This window comes from Burkholderia sp. WTPI3 (assembly GCF_021483755.1).
In the GTDB taxonomy this organism is placed as follows: Bacteria; Pseudomonadota; Gammaproteobacteria; order Burkholderiales; family Burkholderiaceae; genus Burkholderia.
Window position 1 is genome coordinate 45,853 of record NZ_JAGIXF010000021.1, and the last position, 17,840, is coordinate 63,692.

Annotated in this window: 14 protein-coding genes and 2 pseudogenes; 8 read left to right on the plus strand and 8 right to left on the minus strand. The window is 67.3% G+C overall.

From position 1 onward, the window contains the following. The first annotated feature begins 102 nt into the window (after nt 1–102). Together J7024_RS14165 and J7024_RS14170 are read left to right on the plus strand one after the other, a co-directional pair. On the plus strand, nt 103–1,245 hold the full coding sequence (locus J7024_RS14165; protein ID WP_124826057.1) for a porin: 1,143 nt from the start codon (nt 103–105) through the stop codon (nt 1,243–1,245). A 215-nt stretch (nt 1,246–1,460) separates the two neighbouring features. Beyond that, nucleotides 1,461–1,763, plus strand: a complete 303-nt coding sequence (locus tag J7024_RS14170) for a DUF4148 domain-containing protein (protein ID WP_175750574.1) — start codon at nt 1,461–1,463, stop codon at nt 1,761–1,763. Between the two features lie 114 nt (nt 1,764–1,877). Here J7024_RS14170 and J7024_RS14175 read toward each other — a convergent pair whose 3' ends face one another. Then, complete coding sequence (locus J7024_RS14175) at nt 1,878–2,825, minus strand: LysR family transcriptional regulator (RefSeq protein WP_124826059.1); 948 nt, start codon at nt 2,823–2,825, stop codon at nt 1,878–1,880. Between the two features lie 469 nt (nt 2,826–3,294). Here J7024_RS14175 and J7024_RS14180 point away from each other — a divergent pair, with 469 nt between their 5' ends. After that, nucleotides 3,295–5,478: an FUSC family protein gene (locus tag J7024_RS14180; RefSeq protein WP_124826060.1), complete on the plus strand. Its 2,184-nt coding sequence runs from the start codon at nt 3,295–3,297 to the stop codon at nt 5,476–5,478. A gap of 147 nt (nt 5,479–5,625) precedes the next feature. Next, nucleotides 5,626–5,838: a hypothetical protein gene (locus J7024_RS14185; protein ID WP_124826061.1), complete on the plus strand. Its 213-nt coding sequence runs from the start codon at nt 5,626–5,628 to the stop codon at nt 5,836–5,838. 155 nt (nt 5,839–5,993) lie between these two features. Here J7024_RS14185 and J7024_RS14190 read toward each other — a convergent pair. Both J7024_RS14190 and J7024_RS14195 read right to left on the minus strand, forming a co-directional pair. Further along, nucleotides 5,994–7,085: pseudogene (locus tag J7024_RS14190) on the minus strand (DmpA family aminopeptidase); the annotation flags it as partial. A 72-nt stretch (nt 7,086–7,157) separates the two neighbouring features. After that, nucleotides 7,158–8,564, minus strand: a complete 1,407-nt coding sequence (locus J7024_RS14195) for an APC family permease (protein ID WP_124826063.1) — start codon at nt 8,562–8,564, stop codon at nt 7,158–7,160. A gap of 132 nt (nt 8,565–8,696) precedes the next feature. Between J7024_RS14195 and J7024_RS14200 the strand changes: the two genes are divergently transcribed. Continuing rightward, complete coding sequence (locus tag J7024_RS14200) at nt 8,697–9,497, plus strand: helix-turn-helix transcriptional regulator (protein ID WP_124826064.1); 801 nt, start codon at nt 8,697–8,699, stop codon at nt 9,495–9,497. 266 nt (nt 9,498–9,763) lie between these two features. Here the strand turns inward: J7024_RS14200 and J7024_RS14205 are convergent, their stop codons facing one another. Then, complete coding sequence (locus J7024_RS14205; protein WP_124826297.1) at nt 9,764–10,069, minus strand: panthothenate synthetase; 306 nt, start codon at nt 10,067–10,069, stop codon at nt 9,764–9,766. A 150-nt stretch (nt 10,070–10,219) separates the two neighbouring features. After that, nucleotides 10,220–11,527: a cytochrome P450 gene (locus J7024_RS14210; protein WP_234745135.1), complete on the minus strand. Its 1,308-nt coding sequence runs from the start codon at nt 11,525–11,527 to the stop codon at nt 10,220–10,222. A gap of 219 nt (nt 11,528–11,746) precedes the next feature. On the opposite strand from J7024_RS14210, the gene J7024_RS14215 reads away from it, so the two are divergent. Then, nucleotides 11,747–12,685 (plus strand): AraC family transcriptional regulator, encoded by a 939-nt coding sequence (locus J7024_RS14215; RefSeq protein ID WP_234745136.1) that lies wholly within the window; start codon nt 11,747–11,749, stop codon nt 12,683–12,685. A gap of 28 nt (nt 12,686–12,713) precedes the next feature. Here J7024_RS14215 and J7024_RS14220 read toward each other — a convergent pair. Beyond that, a pseudogene (locus J7024_RS14220) lies at nt 12,714–12,983 on the minus strand (nuclear transport factor 2 family protein); the annotation flags it as partial. Nucleotides 12,984–13,327: 344 nt separating this feature from the next. On the opposite strand from J7024_RS14220, the gene J7024_RS14225 reads away from it, so the two are divergent. Continuing rightward, entirely contained in the window at nt 13,328–13,702 is a 375-nt protein-coding gene (locus J7024_RS14225) for a COG4315 family predicted lipoprotein (RefSeq protein WP_124826066.1), read from the plus strand. Between the two features lie 136 nt (nt 13,703–13,838). On the opposite strand, the gene J7024_RS14230 is transcribed toward J7024_RS14225, so the two are convergent. After that, entirely contained in the window at nt 13,839–15,356 is a 1,518-nt protein-coding gene (locus J7024_RS14230) for a CoA-acylating methylmalonate-semialdehyde dehydrogenase (RefSeq protein WP_124826067.1), read from the minus strand. Nucleotides 15,357–15,406: 50 nt separating this feature from the next. After that, nucleotides 15,407–16,765 (minus strand): aspartate aminotransferase family protein, encoded by a 1,359-nt coding sequence (locus J7024_RS14235; RefSeq protein ID WP_124826068.1) that lies wholly within the window; start codon nt 16,763–16,765, stop codon nt 15,407–15,409. 105 nt (nt 16,766–16,870) lie between these two features. On the opposite strand from J7024_RS14235, the gene J7024_RS14240 reads away from it, so the two are divergent. Next, a complete protein-coding gene (locus J7024_RS14240; RefSeq protein ID WP_175750570.1) occupies nt 16,871–17,836 on the plus strand; it encodes a LysR family transcriptional regulator in 966 nt (321 codons plus the stop codon). Nucleotides 17,837–17,840 lie beyond the last annotated feature (4 nt).

Genomic DNA, 17,840 nt, shown 5'->3' on the forward strand with positions numbered 1-17,840 from the left:
ACTCGCAACGGTGCCCTCGCACACCCGCCGCCGAAATCGGTCGAACGCGCCCCTACACTTGCGCCGAACTTGATCGATAGTCCCACACGCAGGAGTCCTTAAATGAAAAAAACCACCGCCACCGTCGCATGCACCGTCGTGCTGTTCGCCCCGCTCGCCCATGCGCAGAGCTCGGTCACGCTGTACGGCCTGATCGATGCCGGCATCGCGTACACCAACAACGCCGGCGGCGCGGCCCAGTGGCGCATGGCCACGGGCACGATCAACGGCAGCCGCTTCGGCCTGCGCGGAACCGAAGATCTCGGCGGCGGCGTGAAAGCGCTGTTCGTGCTGGAGAACGGCTTCAACGCGAACAATGGCGGGCTCGGCCAGGACGGCAAGCTGTTCGGCCGCTTCGCGTACGTCGGCCTGAGCGGCAACGGCTACGGCACGCTGACGCTCGGCCGCCAGTACGACACGCTGGTCGACTTCGTCGGGCCGCTGTCCGCCACGGCCGGCGACTTCGGCGACACGGGCTTCGCCCATCCGTTCGACAACGACAACCTGAACCATTCGGTGCGCATCAACAACGCGGTCAAGTACACGAGCGACACGATCGCGGGCTTCAAGGTCGGCGCGCTGTACGGCTTCTCGAATTCGACGAACTTCGCCGGCAACCGCGCGTACAGCGTCGCGGCGAGCTACACGAACGGCCCGTTGAAGCTGGCCGGCGCTTACCTGCAGATGAACGGCACGAAGGGCTCGACGAGCGCGAGCGCCGGCGCGACCGATGTGGCCGAAGCGAAAAGCGTGAGCCAGGGCGGCTGGTCGGTCGGCGCGGATCGCATGCGTGCGTATGGCGGCGGCATCGGCTACGTGTTCGGCCCGGCGACGGTCGGCTTCGTCTATACGCGCTCGCAGTACGACAACTCGGGTTCGTTCGGCTCGACCGGCCAGGTCGCGTTCAACAACTTCGACGTGAACGTGCGCTATGCGCTCACGCCGGCCGTCAGCCTCGGTGCGGCATACGTGTACACGGACGCCTCCGTATCGAACCCGGACAGCAGGCACGGCACCGATCCGAAGTGGCACCAGGTCGACCTGCAGGCCGTGTACAAGCTGTCGCGCCGCACCGACGTGTACGCGGAAGCGATGTACCAGCACGCCTCGGGCCGCGGCTACCAGGCGTTCATCAACACGTCGGGCGGCGCATCGAGCACCGCGAACCAGATCGTCGGCACGATCGGCATGCGCACGCGGTTCTGATCGGTATCGGCAAGCGTTGCCCGCCGGCAACGAATCCGTCGCACCCAGCGGGTTCGTTCGACGCGGGCGGCACACGCCAATGTTGTGCCATCTGGAAAGATGCCTGCCTGGAATCGGGGTTTTTGCGATCGCGCGCGCTGCATAGACTGACGTCGACGGTTCGGATCGAACCTCGATCGCCGAACCGGCCACACACCCGTCTACAGGAGAACATCGTGAAATCGCTCGTCGTTACCGCCGCCGCTGCCGTGCTGCTCGCTGCACCGGCCCTGTCGTTCGCCCAGTCGGCCCAGTCGCACGTCACGCGTGCGCAGGTGCTGCAGGAACTGGTCGATCTCGAGTCGGTCGGCTACAACCCGGCGCGCGGTGAAGTGGGCAACTATCCGGAAGACATCCTCGCCGCCCAGGCGCGCCTGAATGCGAAGCGCGTCGCGCAACGCGAAGCCGCGCAAGCCGCATACGGCCCGGCCGGTGCGCCGGCAACGGAATCCGGCGCGGCGGTGAAGCCCACGCTGTAACGAGATGACGGCGCGCGCCGCCCGCACCGATGGTCTGCCGCGGGCGGCGCGCGTAGCGAACCGGGATGAAGCGAACGGGCCGGACGAAGCCTTCAACGTCCGGCCGACTCGCGCTCAGGCGGCCTGCGGTTCGCGGCCGATCGCGTTGAGCATGTCGACGTCGCGCGCGATCATGCCCGGCACCTGTGCGCGCAGCATCTCGACCCACGTGCGCACCTTCGCGTCGACGAAACGGCGCGACGGATACAGCGCATACACGTTCATCTTCTGCAGGATGTGCCCGGTCAGCACGCGCACGAGCGTGCCGTCGTGCAACGCGTCGATGGCCGAATACAGCGGCAGCATGCCGATCCCGATGCCGTCGCGGATCGCGAGTGCAAGCGATTCGGCGGTGTTGGTCTGCACCGGCCCCGTGACGTGGATCTGCTCGACGCCGTCGGCCCCTTCGAGCACCCATTCGTGCGTCGGAAAGGCCGGCGTGCAGAGCGTCAGGCACGCATGCGCGCCGAGATCCTGCGGACGTGCCGGCGCGCCGTGCCGCTTCACGTACTCGGGCGACGCGCACAGGATGCTGAAGGTCGAACCGAGCAGGTGCGACACGAGTTCCGAATCGGGCAGCGACGACGCGGTCACGACCGCCATGTCGCTCGTCCCGTCGAACAGGTCGGGCATGCGCTGCGACAGCGACAGCTCGATCGACACGTCCGGAAACTGCGTGTGATAACGCGTGAGCGCGGGCATCACGTAGTGATGGCCGACGCTCGCGAAGCTGTGCATGCGCAGCACGCCGGCAGGCCGTTCGTGCGCGCAGCTCGCTTCTTCTTCCGCGCGATCGACGTCGGCGAGGATCTGGCGGCAGCGCCGCAGATAGCTTTCGCCGGCCGACGTCAGCGCGAGACGGCGCGTCGAGCGGTTCATCAGACGGGTGCGCAGGCGCGCCTCGAGCTCCGAGACCGCACGCGACATCGCGCCCGTCGTCGAATTCAGCGATTGCGCTGCCGCGGTGAAACTGCCCGTCTCGACGACGCGCGTGAACACCCGCATGTTTTGTAGCGTATCCATTCCTGTGAGCAACCTGTAGCGGAGCCGCTATTTTCCTCCACCGGGCAAGACAGATTGTTACGTGGCCTGCAACTATCGTTTCCCCGTAGCTGCGTTAATGCCTGCGCGCCGCACTCCTACAATCGGCGCCTCAACAGTCGAACGGACCCGTTCGGACGCGCCGCGGCACGCGCCCCAATAGGGCCTGTTCACGCCGATAACGGGCTTGCGAACGTGCCTTGCCGGTCGTAGTGCAAGGAGCAAGGAGCGCCGTTTGGCCGAGTCAGACAAGCGACGCGCGACGCCGCAATATGGCCGGCAAGGCACGTTCCCCTGTTTGGAAAATTCATTCGTGGGGCTGGCCACCGGAAGGGCCGATCGCCGCGTCATGCTCCTCGCGAATACGTCGAGTATTCGCTTCGTCGCAATCCTTGCGCTCGGCCCTTCCGGTGGCCAGCGCAAGCCCGTTATCAGCGTGAACAGGCCTTACATGAAGCAACAACCTGCGATCGAGCGACCTTCCATCGAACCGGCACGATGGAGGAGATGGCTGGATCCGCTCGGCGACGCCGCGCGCGACTGGGCCGCGAGCGACGGTCTCGTCTGGTTGCACCTCGCGAAAACCGTGCTCGCCGCGCTGCTGGCGATGGGCATTGCGATGCGGCTCGAGATGTCGCAGCCGCGTACGGCGATGACGACCGTGTTCGTGCTGATGCAGCCGCTGTCGGGGATGGTGTTCGCGAAGAGCTTCTACCGCATGCTCGGCACGGCGGCGGGCCTCGTCGCCGCACTCGCACTCGGCGGCCTGTTCGCACAACAGCCGGAGCTGTACATGGCCGGCATCACGCTGTGGATCGGCGCCTGCATCGCGCTCGCGGTGCGCAACCGTCACTTTCGCTGGTACGGGTTCGTGCTCGCCGGCTACACGGCCGCGCTGATCGGCCTGCCCGCGGTGATGACGCCGCAGACGCTGTTCCAGTCGGCGCTCACGCGCGCCGGGGAAGTCGCGCTGGGCATCGCATGCTCCGGCGCGGTCAGCGCGCTGATCCTGCCGCTCAGCTCCGCGAAGACGCTGATGCGCACGCTGACCGCCCGTCACGTGAAATTCCCTGCGTTCGCGGCCGGCGCGCTGTCGGGCGAACTTGCACGTGGCGACTTCGAACGGCGCTTTGCCGATTTCGTCGACGAGATCGTCGGCTTCGAAGCCAATCGCGCATTCGCATCGTTCGAGGATCCTCACATTCGCGCGCGCAGCCGCCGGCTCGCGCGGCTGAACAGCGAATTCATGAACGCGTGCACGCGGCTGCATGCGTTGCACCAGCTCATCAAACGCCTGCGCGCGAACCGGTCGGACGCCGTGCTCGACGCGCTCGCCCCGCATATCGACGCGCTCGCGCAACGGATCGCCGCATTGCGCGACGAACGACAGCGCGGCATCGCCTCGACGACCGGTGCGCTGCTCGAACTACGCCGCTTTCACGATGCGTTGCCGAAGGCGGCGCGCGCGACGCGCCGCGAGATCGAAGCACACGCGGCCGGCGGCGTGCTCGACTTCGATACGGCGATCGAGCTGATGTATCGCTTCATCGGCGAATACCTCGGCTATGCCGACACCTATGCGTCGCTCGATCAGGACAATCACGCGCTCGAACGCTCGGTCACGCACTACGCGGTGAAGACCAATGCGTTCTTCGTCGGCTTCGCGTTCCTGCGCACGCTCGTCGCCGTCGGCGCGATGAGCGCGTTCTGGATCGCGTCCGAATGGCCGAGCGGCTCGCTCGCCGTAATCGCCACCGCCATCGCGTGCGCGCTGAGCTCGATGTCGCCGCGTGCACCGAAGTTCGTCGCGCAAATGGGTGTCGGCGCGGCGTTCGCGACCGCCGTCGGCTACGTGTTCCTCTGCTACGTGTATCCGAACATCGACGGCTTTCCGCTGCTGTGCGCGGCGCTCGCGCCCGTGCTCGGCCTCGGTGCGTTTCTCGCGATGCGACCGGGCCTGTCCGGCTACGGGATCGGCTTCGCGGTGTTCTTCTGTCTGCTCGCGGGCCCCGACAATGCCATCGCATATACACCCGAGGTGCTGATCAACAACGGTCTGGCGGTGGTCGTCGCGATGTTCGCGTGCTCGATCGTGTTCGCCGTCGTTTTTCCGACCCGCATGCCGTGGCTCACGGGCCGCATCGCGCACGACCTGCGCCGCCAGGTCACGCTCGCGTGCGAAGGCGTGCGGGACGGCCTCGCGCCGCGCTTCCAGTCGAGCACGCACGACCTGATGGCACAGCTTCGCACGCTGCTCGTGCAACGCACGCGCCAGCATCGCGACGCGCTGCGCTGGATGCTGGCGACGCTCGAAGTGGGTCACGCGGTGATCGACCTGCGCGACGAACTGCATGCGTTCTGCGACGCGAAACCGCCGCAGACGCTGCACTGGACCGCATCGATCGACGCGGTGCTGCACGCGCTGCCGCGCTTCTTCGACGATCCGACGCCGAGCCACCACGCACGCACGTTGAAATCGGTGAACCTGGCGATCCGCGCGGCACAGCACACGCTGCATGCGTGGTATGCGGTGCCCGAAGCGCGTCGTCGCATGCAGCGCATCGTCGGCTGCCTGCACTTCATCCGCAGTGCGCTGCTGGACAAGGACGCGCCGTTCAACCGACACCGTCGCTGAGCGTCGGTGTCGGTCGATGCATGTGCAACGTCATCCTTGTTCCGTCTGGAAATAAGCTCTGCACCCGCGGTGATTAATCTTCAAGCAGTGCGAGCCTATAGTTTCCTCACTGCCAGCGAGACTGGCAATCACCCAGGAGAAACCCAAATGAAGCCGCTGCACCTCGCCCTCGTTGCCCTTTCGCTCACCGCCGCTGTCGCACACGCACAGCCTGCGCCGGCCGAGCTCGCGCAACAGCAGGCGAACCGCGCCGAATCCGTCCAGGCCGCAGGCCGCGTCGATCGTGCGCAATCGAAGCAGGAAGACCCGAACGCATGCGTCGGCCCGGTCAGCTTCTGCAACGTCTACTTCGGCAGCTGAGCATGACGCCGCGTCGTCACGGCCAGGCCCGCCGCTCGCGCAGCGCATGCGCGAACGCACGGCGAGCCGGCCGATCGCCGCTCCCGCAACACGACTGCCCGCCACGCCGCTTCGATTGAAGCGGCGCATACTCCATTTCGAAGCGCCGCCTTGGCTTGCCAGCCCACTTCGCGCAACGCATCCAGCAAGCGCGCCTGCCCCAGCCCTTCGACCCGCGCACCACGCGACTCGACGTCGCCGCCCGCCACCAGCGCATTCACGATCGCCTCTTCCACCGCTTCCGCCGCCGCGACGAACAGCGCGGAGATATGATCGTTGTTCACCATCCGCACATCGGTCGTCGGCGCACCCTTGCTGCCGTAGTTCGCGGCCGGCAGCCCGTCGTTGCCCGTTGCGAACGCAAGGAAGATGTCGCCGCTCGAATCCTCGGTGCCACCGCCCACGCGCGCCAGCCCGACGCTCGCGCGCTGCGCGAGGCGCGTGCACTGATGCGGCAGCAGCGGCGCGTCGGTCGCGATCGTGACGACGATCGACCCCATCCCGGCTTCGCCCTGCGCGTCGGCTGCACGAAACGGCGAATGCACGTGACGCAGCACTTCGCCGACCGGATAGCCGGCCACGCGCAGCATCTCGCGCACGCCGTAGTTCGCCTGCACGAGCGCGCCGACGGTCCAGCCGCCCGCGTCGGCCCCGGTCACGCGCGACGCGGTGCCGATGCCGCCCTTGAACTCGTGGCAGATCATGCCGGTGCCGCCGCCCACGCCGCCTTCGGCGACCGGCCCGGACTGCGCGGCGGCCAGCGCACGCAGCACGTGCGCGGCGCTCACGTGCTGCCCCCAGATGTCGTTGAGCAGACCGTCGTAGGTTTCCATCACGACCGGCATGCACCAGTACACGCGGCCGGCCGCCGCTGCGCGCTCGTTCGCGACCAGCGCATCGCGCACCGCGCCGACGCTGTGCGTGTTCGTATAGGCGATCGGCGTCGTCAACAGGCCGGCCTCGCGGATCCATTCGAGCCCGGTCGCATCGCCGTTGCCGTTCAGCACATGGACGCCCGCGAAGCACGGTGAGTCGTGCACGGCGCCCGAGCGCGGCTCGATGACAGTGACGCCGGTGCGGATCGACGCGTCGCCGTTCTCGACTTGCAGCGTGCAATGTCCGACCCGCACGCCCGGTACGTCCGTGATCGCGTTGAAGCGGCCCGGCGTGCCGAGTCCGATGCGGATGCCGAGATCCCTCGTGCGCATGATGCAGTTCCTCCTGTCTTTCAATGGGTCGATGTTTGGAAGTTTCGGTACGGCAAGGTTTCGACGCGGCGTTCAGAGCGAGCGGAACGCATCGCTGTGGCGCGCCCAGACGCCGTACATCACGAGCGCGGCCACCAGCAGGCCGCCGATGATGAGCAGGTCGGTCGACTTCGTCGCCGTCGCCAGCGTCGTGTAGAGCGTGTACGCGGCGCCCGCCACCGCGACGAGCGGCGTCACGGGCCACAGCGGCATCCGGTAGTGATGTTCGACGTCGCGGCGCACGTACCGGCTCGCCAGCGCGGCCAGCCCGACGACGAGGTAGATCAGCAGCAGCAGGTCGACCGTGAACGCGGTCAGCTCGTCGAGGCTCGACACGAACACCAGCCCCGCCGACGGCACCGCCAGTGCGAGCGTCGCGAGCCACGGCGATTCGAAGCGCGGATGGATCGTCGAGAACGCACGGTTGCAGGTGCGCGACCAGAGCGCGTGGCGGCCGCTGCTGTAGAGCAGGCGCCCCATCGTGATCACGATCGCGATGATCGCGTTGAACACCGACAGGAAGATCCCGCCGCTGACGATGCGCGACACCACCGGATTGCTCAGCGAACGCACGACGTAGCCGATCGGATCTGCGCTCTTCGTCAGCTCCGTGAGCGACGGCGCGCCGAGCACGATCGCCGTGAGCGGCACCAGCTCGACGACAAGGATCACCAGCAGCGAATAGATCACCGCCTTCGCGACATTGCGGTTGCCGCCGCGCAGGTCCTCCGCGAGATACGCGGCGGAGCCGAAGCCGTTGTAGCAGAAGATCGCCGTGCCGATCGCCGGCACGATCGCCGCGAGCGTGGCAGGCACCAGCGCATTGCCGCTCACGACCACCGGCGCGACCAGCACGTCCGCGCCGCGATGCGGGGAGCCGAAGCCGAGCCCCGCGATCAGCATCAGCACGCCGATCTCGACGACGAGGAACGCGCCGGTGATCCAAGCGTTCGTCTTGATGTTCAGCATCCCGAGCACGTAGCTGAGCAGCACGATCGTCAATGCGACCGACTGGTTGCCGAAGTGCGTACCGAGCGCGTTGTTCAGGTACGGCGCGGCGCCGCTCGCGAGCACGGCCGGAATGAACACGCTGACGGACAGCACCGTGATGAAGGTCAGGTAGCCGGGCAGCGTGCCGAACACGCGCTTGGCCATCACGTACTCGCCGCCCGCGCTGCGGTGTGCTGCGCTCAGTTCCGCATAGCAGAGCGCGAACGCCAGCGCGAGCACGCCGCCGAGCACGAACGACAGCACCGCGCCGCTGCCGGCCTGCTGGATCGCGAACGGCGCGATCACGAAGATCGAGCTGGCAGGCGTCACGCCCGACACGGTGATCATCACCGCGTCGCGCACGCTGAGCGTCTGCGATAACGCGCGCGGCGCGTCTTCCGTTGCAGGCGTCGCTTGCAGCGTGCCCGTCGATTCCGACATCATCGCCATTTCGTTCTCCTGTAGCTCCTATCCTGCCTTTTTTTGAACGCCCATACTCGGGCCCGATTGATTGCGTGGCAGTCTAGGAAGCCAAATTCAGGACCGCTATTCCCCCTTCGTGTTACGCCCTCCGGTGGTGGTATGGATCGACTCTTCTCCGAAATCGCGATGCACCAGGCGCTTGGCCGCGCAATCGATCATCTCGGCCAGCCGCGCTTCTGGCGTTTCCTGGTGCTGCTGCTCAACGAAATGGTGCCGTTCGACAACGCGCTCGCGACCGCGATCGGCCGCGACGGCGTGCCGCTCGTGCTCGATGAATACGACGCGGGCGGCACCGACAGCGCGTCGCCGGTCCCGCTTTACCTCAATGGGTTATATCTGCTCGATCCGTTCCTGCAGGCCGCGCACGACGGGCTCGCCGACGGCTGCTACCGGCTCGAGGAAGTCGCGCCCGACCTGTTCCGGCAGAGCGAATATTTCCTGAGCTATTTCCGCGACGCGGTCGGTGACGACGAGATCCAGATCCTGCTGCGACCGGGCCCGGACATGCTGCTGTCGCTGTCGCTCGGCGCGGGCACGCGCTTCGACGTCGAGCCGCTCGGCAAACTGACGGCCGCGATGCCGTGGGTGCTCGCGGTCATCCGGCAACACTGGCGGCTGGTGGGTGACGCCGCGCGCGCAACGCCCGACGCCGACCTCGGCGCGCGCGTCGAGCAGGCGCTCGCGCGCTTCGGCGCCGGTGTGCTGACCGATCGAGAGATGTCGATCGCGCGCATGGTGCTGCGCGGCAATTCGTCGAAGGCGATCGCGGAGCGGCTCGCGATTTCACCGGAAACGGTGAAGGTGCATCGCCGGCACCTTTACGCGAAGCTCGGGATCTCGTCGCAACCGGAGCTGTTTTCGCGGTTCATTCAGGCCCTGGGGGAAGATGCGGCCGGATGAGCACATCGACCAGGACGAATGGCAACGGGCGCGGAATCGGGCACCATCCGTGAATCGCATCGAGCCGTGGTCATCCGGTGAAGCGGTCACGAATGTTCCGTCGACAACGACACTGCCCCGAAACAGGAATCCCGATTCATATCGCTCATTCCGCTCGTCGGACTTGGCTGGCTGCTTCTGTGTGCCGTCAGCGCCGCGTCGATCGTGCTCGTGCCGCCCGTGGTGCTGGTCGCCTGCCTGGCGGCATGGTCATGCGCAGCTTCCTGCTACTTCCACTTCGCGCCGAGTTGCGCGAGCCCGGCGTTCCGGAGATCGTCCGGCAGCATCACCACACGGAACTCGCAGTCGGCATTCAACATCAGGAACCACGGCTCCGCGAGCGCCGGTACCTGCGACGGGTCATCCAGATTGACGATCACGACCGCGCCTCGCCCGCCGCTCTGCTCCGTAAAATACACGGCCTCCGGCTTGACCGCTTCGAGTATTCGTGAAATCACGTCGCCGACGCTGCCGTCGCGCACTAGCGTGTTGAACGGCTCGTGAGGGATTCGTATGTTGAGAAGCATGCGCATGATCATCCTCCTTCGGCTCCGCCCGGCCTGGGCCCTTCAAGCATAGGTGCTGGGCGATGCCGCGCCAGTGACGCCGAAAGCCGTTGCCGGCACGCATTCGCACTCCGGCGATTCGATGCCGGTCGGGTCGATTCGACCGCTCATGCCCCGTCATGCGGAGACCATAACGGCCGTCGGCCCAGTCGGCGCGATCGTCAGATGCAACGGCTGCTCCGGCCGCAGCGTCACATTCAGCACCGGTCTCGGCGGCGGCGTGCCGGACGGCATCGCCAGCACGTGCCGCTGCAGGATCATCGCAGCCACCACCGTCATTTCCGTCATCGCCAGATGCTGCCCGAGGCACACGCGCGGCCCCGTCCCGAACGGCATGTAAGCGCCGCGCGGAATCGCCGGCGCATCGTCGGCGAAGCGCTCGGGCCGGAATGCGTGCGGCTCGGGAAACCAGCGCGCATCGTGATGCATCAGCCGAATCGGCAGCATGAACAGCGTGCGCGCAGGAAACTGCCACGCGCCCAGCGCGACCGGCCGCACAGCCCGACGGCTGATCAGGATCGGCGCGGCCGGATACAGGCGCATCGTTTCCTCGAGCGTCTGCGTCAGATAGCGCAACGCCGGGCGCGTGTCGGCGGTCGGCGGGCGATCGCCGAGCGCGCGCACGACCTCGTCGCGCGCGACTGCTTGCGCGATCGGATGCGCGGCCATGTTCCAGGCCCACCAGGTCAGCGTGGCGGCGGCCGTCTCGTGGCCCGCCAGAAATGCCGTCATGCACTCGTCGTGCACGGCCTGCTGCGGCCATGCGTGCGTATCGGCACGGTGCAGGCGCAGCAGACGCGACAGCAGATCGTCGGGCCAGTCTTGCGCCGGCAGATCGAGACGGACCCGCAACTGCCGGTCGATCAATCCGTTCAGCACCGCCAGCGCCCTCGCCTTGCCGCGCTTCCACGGCGCCCAGTCCGGCACGCTGGCCGGCTGATAGAACTCGGCGTTCGCCGCCGCGCCCACCGTGCGCACGGCGTCCTCGGCAACGCGCGCATCCGCGCCGAGCGCGTCCGAAAACATCGTGCGCATGATCACGTCCATCGCCAGCGACGTCAGCGCGCTTTCGATCGGCCAGTGCGCGTCGTGCGCGGGCCACCGCGCGAGCGCCTGACCGACGGTCGCGGCGATCGCCGGCACGAAGGCCTGCACCGGTTTCGGCATGAAATTCGGCTGCAGCGCATGCCGCTTGTCGCGCCATGCATCACCCTCGGCGACCAGCACGCTGTGTCCGTGCACCTGGGAAAACACGCGGATGCCGCGCTCCCAGCGCACGAGCGCATCGTGATGCGTGACGAGCAGCTCACGCACGAGCGCGGGATCGGTCACGACCACCGCATGTTCGGGCCACATGCGCAGGTGCACGACATCGCCATGCGCACGCTGCCAGCCCGCGAGCGCACCGGTCAGGTCGCGCGACATCGCGCGTAACAGCCGCCACCCCGTCAGGCCGGCATGCGGCCCCGGCGGCCAAACGCCGGGCGGGTGAAGTGCGGGCGACGCGCCGGCGGCGCCCGCAGCGAACGGGCATCGGGAAGAGGATCGTGGGTTCATGCGCCGGATTGTCCGGATCGACACACGCGCGGTCTTGAACGCAAACGACATCGACACGCGTGGCGCCGGTGCCTATACTCCGGCGTCATGCCCTCCGGTCCGTCCCCGACATTGCCGCCGTGTCCCGATCCGCTCGCGCGCGCGCCGCGCGTGTCGTGCACCGGCCGGTCGCCGCACACGCGGCTGTATCCGCCGTCGGCCGCGCTGCAAGGGGCGGTCGTCGCGACCATCAGCCGCGACACGCGCGGCTTCACGTTGACCGATGCGCAACGGCTCACGCATTTCCCCGCGTCGCCGATCGTCTGCCTGTCGTGGTATCGCGGTTTCGACGCGGGGCTCGTCCGGCGTACCGACGACGGCCCAGTGTGGCGCCCGTTCGGTACATCGGCGACGCTGTCGGGCAGCCAGTCGATGCCGATCGCAAGCTGGGCGCCGACGGACGGGCAAGGCGGCATCGTCTGTCTGCATGCCGATGCGGCACGTGCGCTGTTCGGCATCGCGCTGCCGGCGCTTCACGACACCTTCGTCGATACGCGCGCGTGCCTGGACGACAGCTGGCGGCCACTGCTCGACGCGTTGGGCAATGCCGAACACGACGACGACGCGCTGGCCGCGCTCGACCGCTACCTTGCCCCCCGCTGGCACGCGCTGCGCGGCAGCGTGTCGCCGCTGTCGTCGCTGCGCGATGCGGGGCGCAGCTGGGTCGAGCGTCTCGCATCCAAAGCGCGCGAATGGCGCCACACCCACAGCCCGCGTCAGGTCGAACGGCGCATCAAGTCGTACAGCGGGCGCTCGTTGCGCGACTGGCAGACGCTGGTGCGCACCGAAGGCGTGTTCTTCGCTGCGCGGGAAAAGCAGGACGCCGGGCAGCCGGTCGACTGGGCCACGCTCGCGCTGGACGAAGGGTTCGCCGACCAGGCGCACCTGAGCCGCGCAACGCGGCGCATCACGGGCTTCTCGCCGACCGAGTTCGTACGACGCTTCGCCGAAGACGAATCGTTCTGGATGTACCGGCTCTGGGTGTGACGGGCGGCTGCCCGCCCCGCATCAGCCTCCCCGATTCGACGAACCCTCCATCGGGCGCCGGGTGCGGCACGTACCAGCCGAAATACACTTCGGCCGCGACGATCCGGCCGTCGCGCACGCGCAGCCGCTCGGCGTTGCGGAACCGCCTGCCGGTGCTCGTTTCGGCTTCGTACACGACGAACACGTATTCGCCGTGCACGGCAACGTCGACACACTCGAAACCGGCGAGCATTGCGCTGTTCGGCCAGCAGCGCGCGAGATACGCGTCGCGGTCGATCCGGTTGTCGAGCGCGCTCGTGATCGCAGGTGTCGCACTGACCAATCGCGCACGACACTGACCCCGCGGTGCGTGCTTCACGCGATTCGCACCGGGCCCGGGACGGACGTCGGATGCCGTCCCCCGGCTGCGGAGGTCGCGTCGTTGCGTCAGACATACGCGGCGCGGATACGCCCCCGGTTCTTCTCGCAGCCGCGCCAAAAACCGCCTATGGTGAAAGAAGCGCGCCCGCTTTGCCGCCATTCGACGCCAGGTCGCTCGCACCGGCGGCCACGGCGCAGCGTTCCGGCACCATTCCCCACCGTCGCGGGCACGCCCGGCCATGCCCGCGACGGCGCCGCCCACCGGACTACCAGGAGGTACCCATGAAAGCCGCGCTGCTCTTCAGTTCCGCCCTGCTCGCCCTCGCATCCGTTTCGGCTTCGGCTCAAGGCTCGATCACCAAGGTCGAAGACGGCGCACTCGTCGCCGCGAACGGAATGACCGTCTATTCGTTCGACAAGGACAAGCCCAACGCCGGCACCAGCGCATGTTCGGGCCAGTGCGAAACCTTCTGGCCGCCATACAAGGCCAGCGCGACCGACGTTCCGGTCGGGCCCTACTCGATCGTCAAGCGCGAAGACGGCAGCCCGCAATGGGCATACAAGGGCAAGCCGCTGTACTTCTTCTCGAAGGACATGAAACAGGGCGACCGCAACGGCGACAACTTCAAGAACATGTGGCACGTAGTCGCGCCGTAAGCGTTCTTTCCCCGCCTTCCGCAACGGCGTAACCGCCGCACACGTAAAAAGGCCCGCCCCGATCGAAGACCGGGGCGGGCCGGTGCGTCCTCACGCTGGCGGACGACGCGCGCAGCCGCGGCGCGCGCCGGCAATATCAGCGGTTCGACGGGAAGCTGAACACCGTGCCTTCGCGCACGCCGGCCGACGGCCAGCGCTGCGTGATCGTCTTGCGCTTCGTGTAGAAACGCACCGCGTCCGGCCCGTACGCGTGCAGATCGCCGAACAGCGAGCGCTTCCAGCCGCCGAACGAGTGATACGCGACCGGCACCGGCAGCGGCACGTTGATGCCGACCATGCCGATCTGGATGTTGTCGCTGAAGTAGCGCGCCGCTTCGCCGTCGCGCGTGAACAGGCACGTGCCGTTGCCGTATTCGTGCGCGTCGATCAGCGCCATCGCCTCGTCGAGCGACTTCAGGCGGATCACGCCCAGCACCGGCCCGAAGATCTCGTGCTGATAGATCGGCATGCCGGGCTTCACGTTGTCGAACAGGCACGGGCCGAGGTAGTAGCCGCCGTCGTGGCCGTCGACCTTCACGCTGCGGCCGTCGACGACGAGCGTCGCGCCCGCTTCCACGCCCGCCTCGACGAAGCCCGTCACCTTCTCGAAATGCTGCTGCGTGACGAGCGGCCCCATGTCGACGCCCGCGCCGTTGCCCGGACCGACCTTCATCTTCTCGATCTCGGCCTTCAGCCCGGCGACGACGTTGTCGCCCGTTTCGTCGCCGATCGCCACGACCAGCGGGATCGCCATGCAACGCTCGCCGCACGAACCGTACGCAGCGCCCATCAGCGCGTTTACTGCGTTGCCGATGTCGGCGTCGGGCATCACGACCGCGAAGTTCTTCGCGCCGCCGAGCGCCTGCACGCGCTTGCCGTGCGCGCAGCCGGTCGAATAGATGTATTCGGCGATCGGCGTCGAGCCGACGAAGCTCACCGCCTTCACGCGCGGGTCGGTCAGGATCGTGTCGACGGCTTCCTTGTCGCCGTTCACGACGTTCAGCACGCCCGGCGGCAAGCCGGCTTCGAGCGCGAGCTCGGCCATGCGCAGCGTCGACGACGGCGTGCGCTCGGACGGCTTCAGCACGAACGTGTTGCCGCACGCGACGGCCATCGGCCACATCCACAGCGGCACCATTACCGGGAAGTTGAACGGCGTGATGCCGGAGACGACGCCGAGCGCCTGGAACTCGCTCCATGAATCGATCGCAGGGCCGACGTTCTTGCTGTGCTCGCCCTTCAGCAGCTCGGGCACGTAGGTCGCGTATTCGACGTTCTCGATCCCGCGCTGCAGTTCGCCCATCGCGTCGGCGAGCACCTTGCCGTGCTCGGCGGTGATCAGCGCGCACAGCTCTTCCGCATTCTCCTCGAGCAGCGTCTTGAAGCGGCTCATCACGCGTGCGCGCTTCAGCGGCGGCGTGTTGCGCCACGCGGGGAACGCGGCCTGCGCGGACGCGATCGCGGCTTCGACGGTCAGCTTGTCGGCGAGCGCGACGCTCTTGTCCGATTCGCCGGTGGCCGGGTCGAACACCGGCTGGACGCGGCTGCCGCCGTCGACGCGCTTGCCGTCGATCAGGTGGCCGACGGTGGAAGTCACATTGCTGTCGTGTTTCATGTTTCTGGCTCTTTCGTGAATTCGGTTATCGCTTGGGGGCGGGCCGCGGCTCAGTCCACTTCGTTCAGCGCGTCGGACAGCGCGTTCACGAGATTGTCGATCTCACGCTTCTCGGCGATGAACGGCGGCGCGAGCTGGATCGTGTCGCCGCCGTAGCGCACGTAGAAGCCTTTCGCCCAGCAGCGCATCGCGATTTCGTACGGGCGCCGTGCCGGCTCGCCCGGTAGCGCCGCGATCGTCAGGCCGGCGGCCAGCCCGTAGTTGCGGATGTCCGCGATATGGCGCTGGCCCTTCAGTCCGTGCACGGCCGCCTCGAAATGCGGCGCGAGATCGCGCACGCGGTTCACCGCGTCTTCCTTCACGAGCAGGTCGAGCGCCGCGACGCCGGCCGCACACGCAACCGGGTGCGCCGAGTACGTGTAGCCGTGCGGAAACTCGAGCATGTACTCGGGGCCGCCCGCGGCCATGAACGTGTCGTAGATTTCCTTCGTCGCGATCACGCCGCCGAGCGGCTGCACGCCATTCGTCACCTGCTTCGCGAAGTTCATGATGTCCGGCACCACGCCGAACGCGTCGGCGCCCGTCATCGCGCCGGCACGGCCGAAACCCGTGATGACTTCGTCGAAAATCAGCAGGATGTCGTGCGCGGTACAGATATCGCGCAGGCGCTTCAGATAGCCCTTCGGCGGAATGACCACGCCCGCCGAGCCGGAGAACGGCTCGACGATCACGGCCGCGATGTTCGATGCGTCGTGCAGCGTGATCAGGTCGAGCAGGCGATCGGCCAGATCGGCGCCGTTCTCGGGCATCCCGCGCGAGAACCTGTTCTCGGCGAGTTGCGTGTGCGGCAGGAAATCGGCGTCGAGCCCCTGGCCGAACAGCTTGCGGTTCGCGCCGATCCCGCCGACCGAGATGCCGCCGAAGTTCACGCCGTGATAGCCCTTCTCGCGGCCGATCAGGCGCGTTTTCGTGCCCTTGCCCTTCGCGCGCCAGTACGCACGGGCCATCTTCAGCGACGTGTCGGCCGCTTCCGAGCCCGAACCCGTGAAGAACACGTAGTCGAGGCCGGCCGGCGTCAGGCCCTTGATCTTGTTCGCCAGCTCGAACGACTTCGGATGGCCGAACTGGAATGCAGGCGCGTAGTCGAGCTGCGCGACCTGGCGGCTCACGGCTTCCGTGATTTCGGTGCGGCCGTGACCGAGGCCCGTGCACCACAGGCCCGACAGGCCGTCGAAGATCTTGCGGCCTTCGCCGTCCGTGTAATACGCGTCCTTGGCCGACACGATCATGCGCGGGTCCGACTTGAACTGGCGGTTCGCCGTGAACGGCATCCAGTGGGCGTCGAGCCAGGCGGCGTCGGTGCGGAGATTCGTCTCTTCGTGCTGGTTGGCGATGGTCGTGTCGGTCATGTCGGTCGGCGCGGCGCGCCCCTCCTCCTTGTGTTGATGTTGCGCATTGTCGGGACGCCAATTAGTCTTTTGAATATCGCAATATCAATGTTCACTTGCGCAATCATGCAAGCAAAGAAACCGAAGAGTCGCGCGCTGCTCGGGCAGCTCAGCGACATGGACCTGCGGCTGCTGCGGGTCTTCAAGGGCGTCGTGCAGTGCGGCGGGATGGCGGCGGCCGAACTCGAGCTGAATATCGGCATCTCGACGATCAGCCGGCACGTGAAGGATCTCGAAACGCGCCTCGGCCTCGTGCTGTGCCGGCGCGGCCGCGCGGGCTTCACGCTGACGGCCGAAGGCCAGACCGTGTACGAGGAGACGTTGCGGCTGCTCGCGTCGATGGAAGCATTTCGCAGCCGGATCGACGGCATTCACGACAAGATGGGCGGAGAACTCCACATCGCCGTATTCGACAAGACGGCCACCAACGCGAATGCGCGGCTCGGCGACGCGATCCGCCAGTTCGCCGACGAAGCGCCCGACGTCGCCCTGAACCTGCATGTCGCGTCGATCAACGAAGTCGAGCGCGGGATCATCGACGGCAGCTATCAGGTCGGGATCATTCCCGCGCACCGCAGCTCGGGCAGCCTCGTGTATTCGGAATTGTTCGACGAGCGGATGCTGCTGTACTGCGGCCGCCAGCATCCGCTGTACGACGCGCCGCACGGCAAGCTCACGTGGACGACGATCCGCAACCATGCGTTCGCCGGACTCGGCTTCCACTCGCCGAACATGGAACTGAGCCACCGCGCGAAGCTCACGCGCAGCGCGACGGCATCGGACCAGGAATCGATCGCGACGCTGATCCTGTCCGGCCGCTACCTGGGCTTCCTGCCCGACCATTACGCGGAAAGCTTCGAAAACAAGGGGTTGATGCAGGCGATCGCGCCGCACCGGTTCAACTACCGGTGCCGGTTCGTGAGCCTGCTGCGGCGCTCGCCGCGGCCGTCACGGGCGGCGCTGCTGTTCCAGTCGTGCCTCGAGGCCGCGCATGCGGCGGCGCAGCAGGCCGGCCGCGACGGCAACGCGTAACCGG

Bases quoted from the DNA above. Each gene is read 5' to 3' on its own strand.
- J7024_RS14165 (WP_124826057.1), top strand. From the start codon at position 103: ATGAAAAAAACCACCGCCACCGTCGCATGCACCGTCGTGCTGTTCGCC.
- J7024_RS14175 (WP_124826059.1), bottom strand. From the start codon at position 2,825: ATGGATACGCTACAAAACATGCGGGTGTTCACGCGCGTCGTCGAGACG.
- J7024_RS14180 (WP_124826060.1), top strand. From the start codon at position 3,295: ATGAAGCAACAACCTGCGATCGAGCGACCTTCCATCGAACCGGCACGA.
- J7024_RS14185 (WP_124826061.1), top strand. From the start codon at position 5,626: ATGAAGCCGCTGCACCTCGCCCTCGTTGCCCTTTCGCTCACCGCCGCT.
- J7024_RS14195 (WP_124826063.1), bottom strand. From the start codon at position 8,564: ATGGCGATGATGTCGGAATCGACGGGCACGCTGCAAGCGACGCCTGCA.
- J7024_RS14200 (WP_124826064.1), top strand. From the start codon at position 8,697: ATGGATCGACTCTTCTCCGAAATCGCGATGCACCAGGCGCTTGGCCGC.
- J7024_RS14205 (WP_124826297.1), bottom strand. From the start codon at position 10,069: ATGCGCATGCTTCTCAACATACGAATCCCTCACGAGCCGTTCAACACG.
- J7024_RS14210 (WP_234745135.1), bottom strand. From the start codon at position 11,527: ATGTCGCGCGACCTGACCGGTGCGCTCGCGGGCTGGCAGCGTGCGCAT.
- J7024_RS14215 (WP_234745136.1), top strand. From the start codon at position 11,747: ATGCCCTCCGGTCCGTCCCCGACATTGCCGCCGTGTCCCGATCCGCTC.
- J7024_RS14225 (WP_124826066.1), top strand. From the start codon at position 13,328: ATGAAAGCCGCGCTGCTCTTCAGTTCCGCCCTGCTCGCCCTCGCATCC.
- J7024_RS14230 (WP_124826067.1), bottom strand. From the start codon at position 15,356: ATGAAACACGACAGCAATGTGACTTCCACCGTCGGCCACCTGATCGAC.
- J7024_RS14235 (WP_124826068.1), bottom strand. From the start codon at position 16,765: ATGACCGACACGACCATCGCCAACCAGCACGAAGAGACGAATCTCCGC.
- J7024_RS14240 (WP_175750570.1), top strand. From the start codon at position 16,871: ATGCAAGCAAAGAAACCGAAGAGTCGCGCGCTGCTCGGGCAGCTCAGC.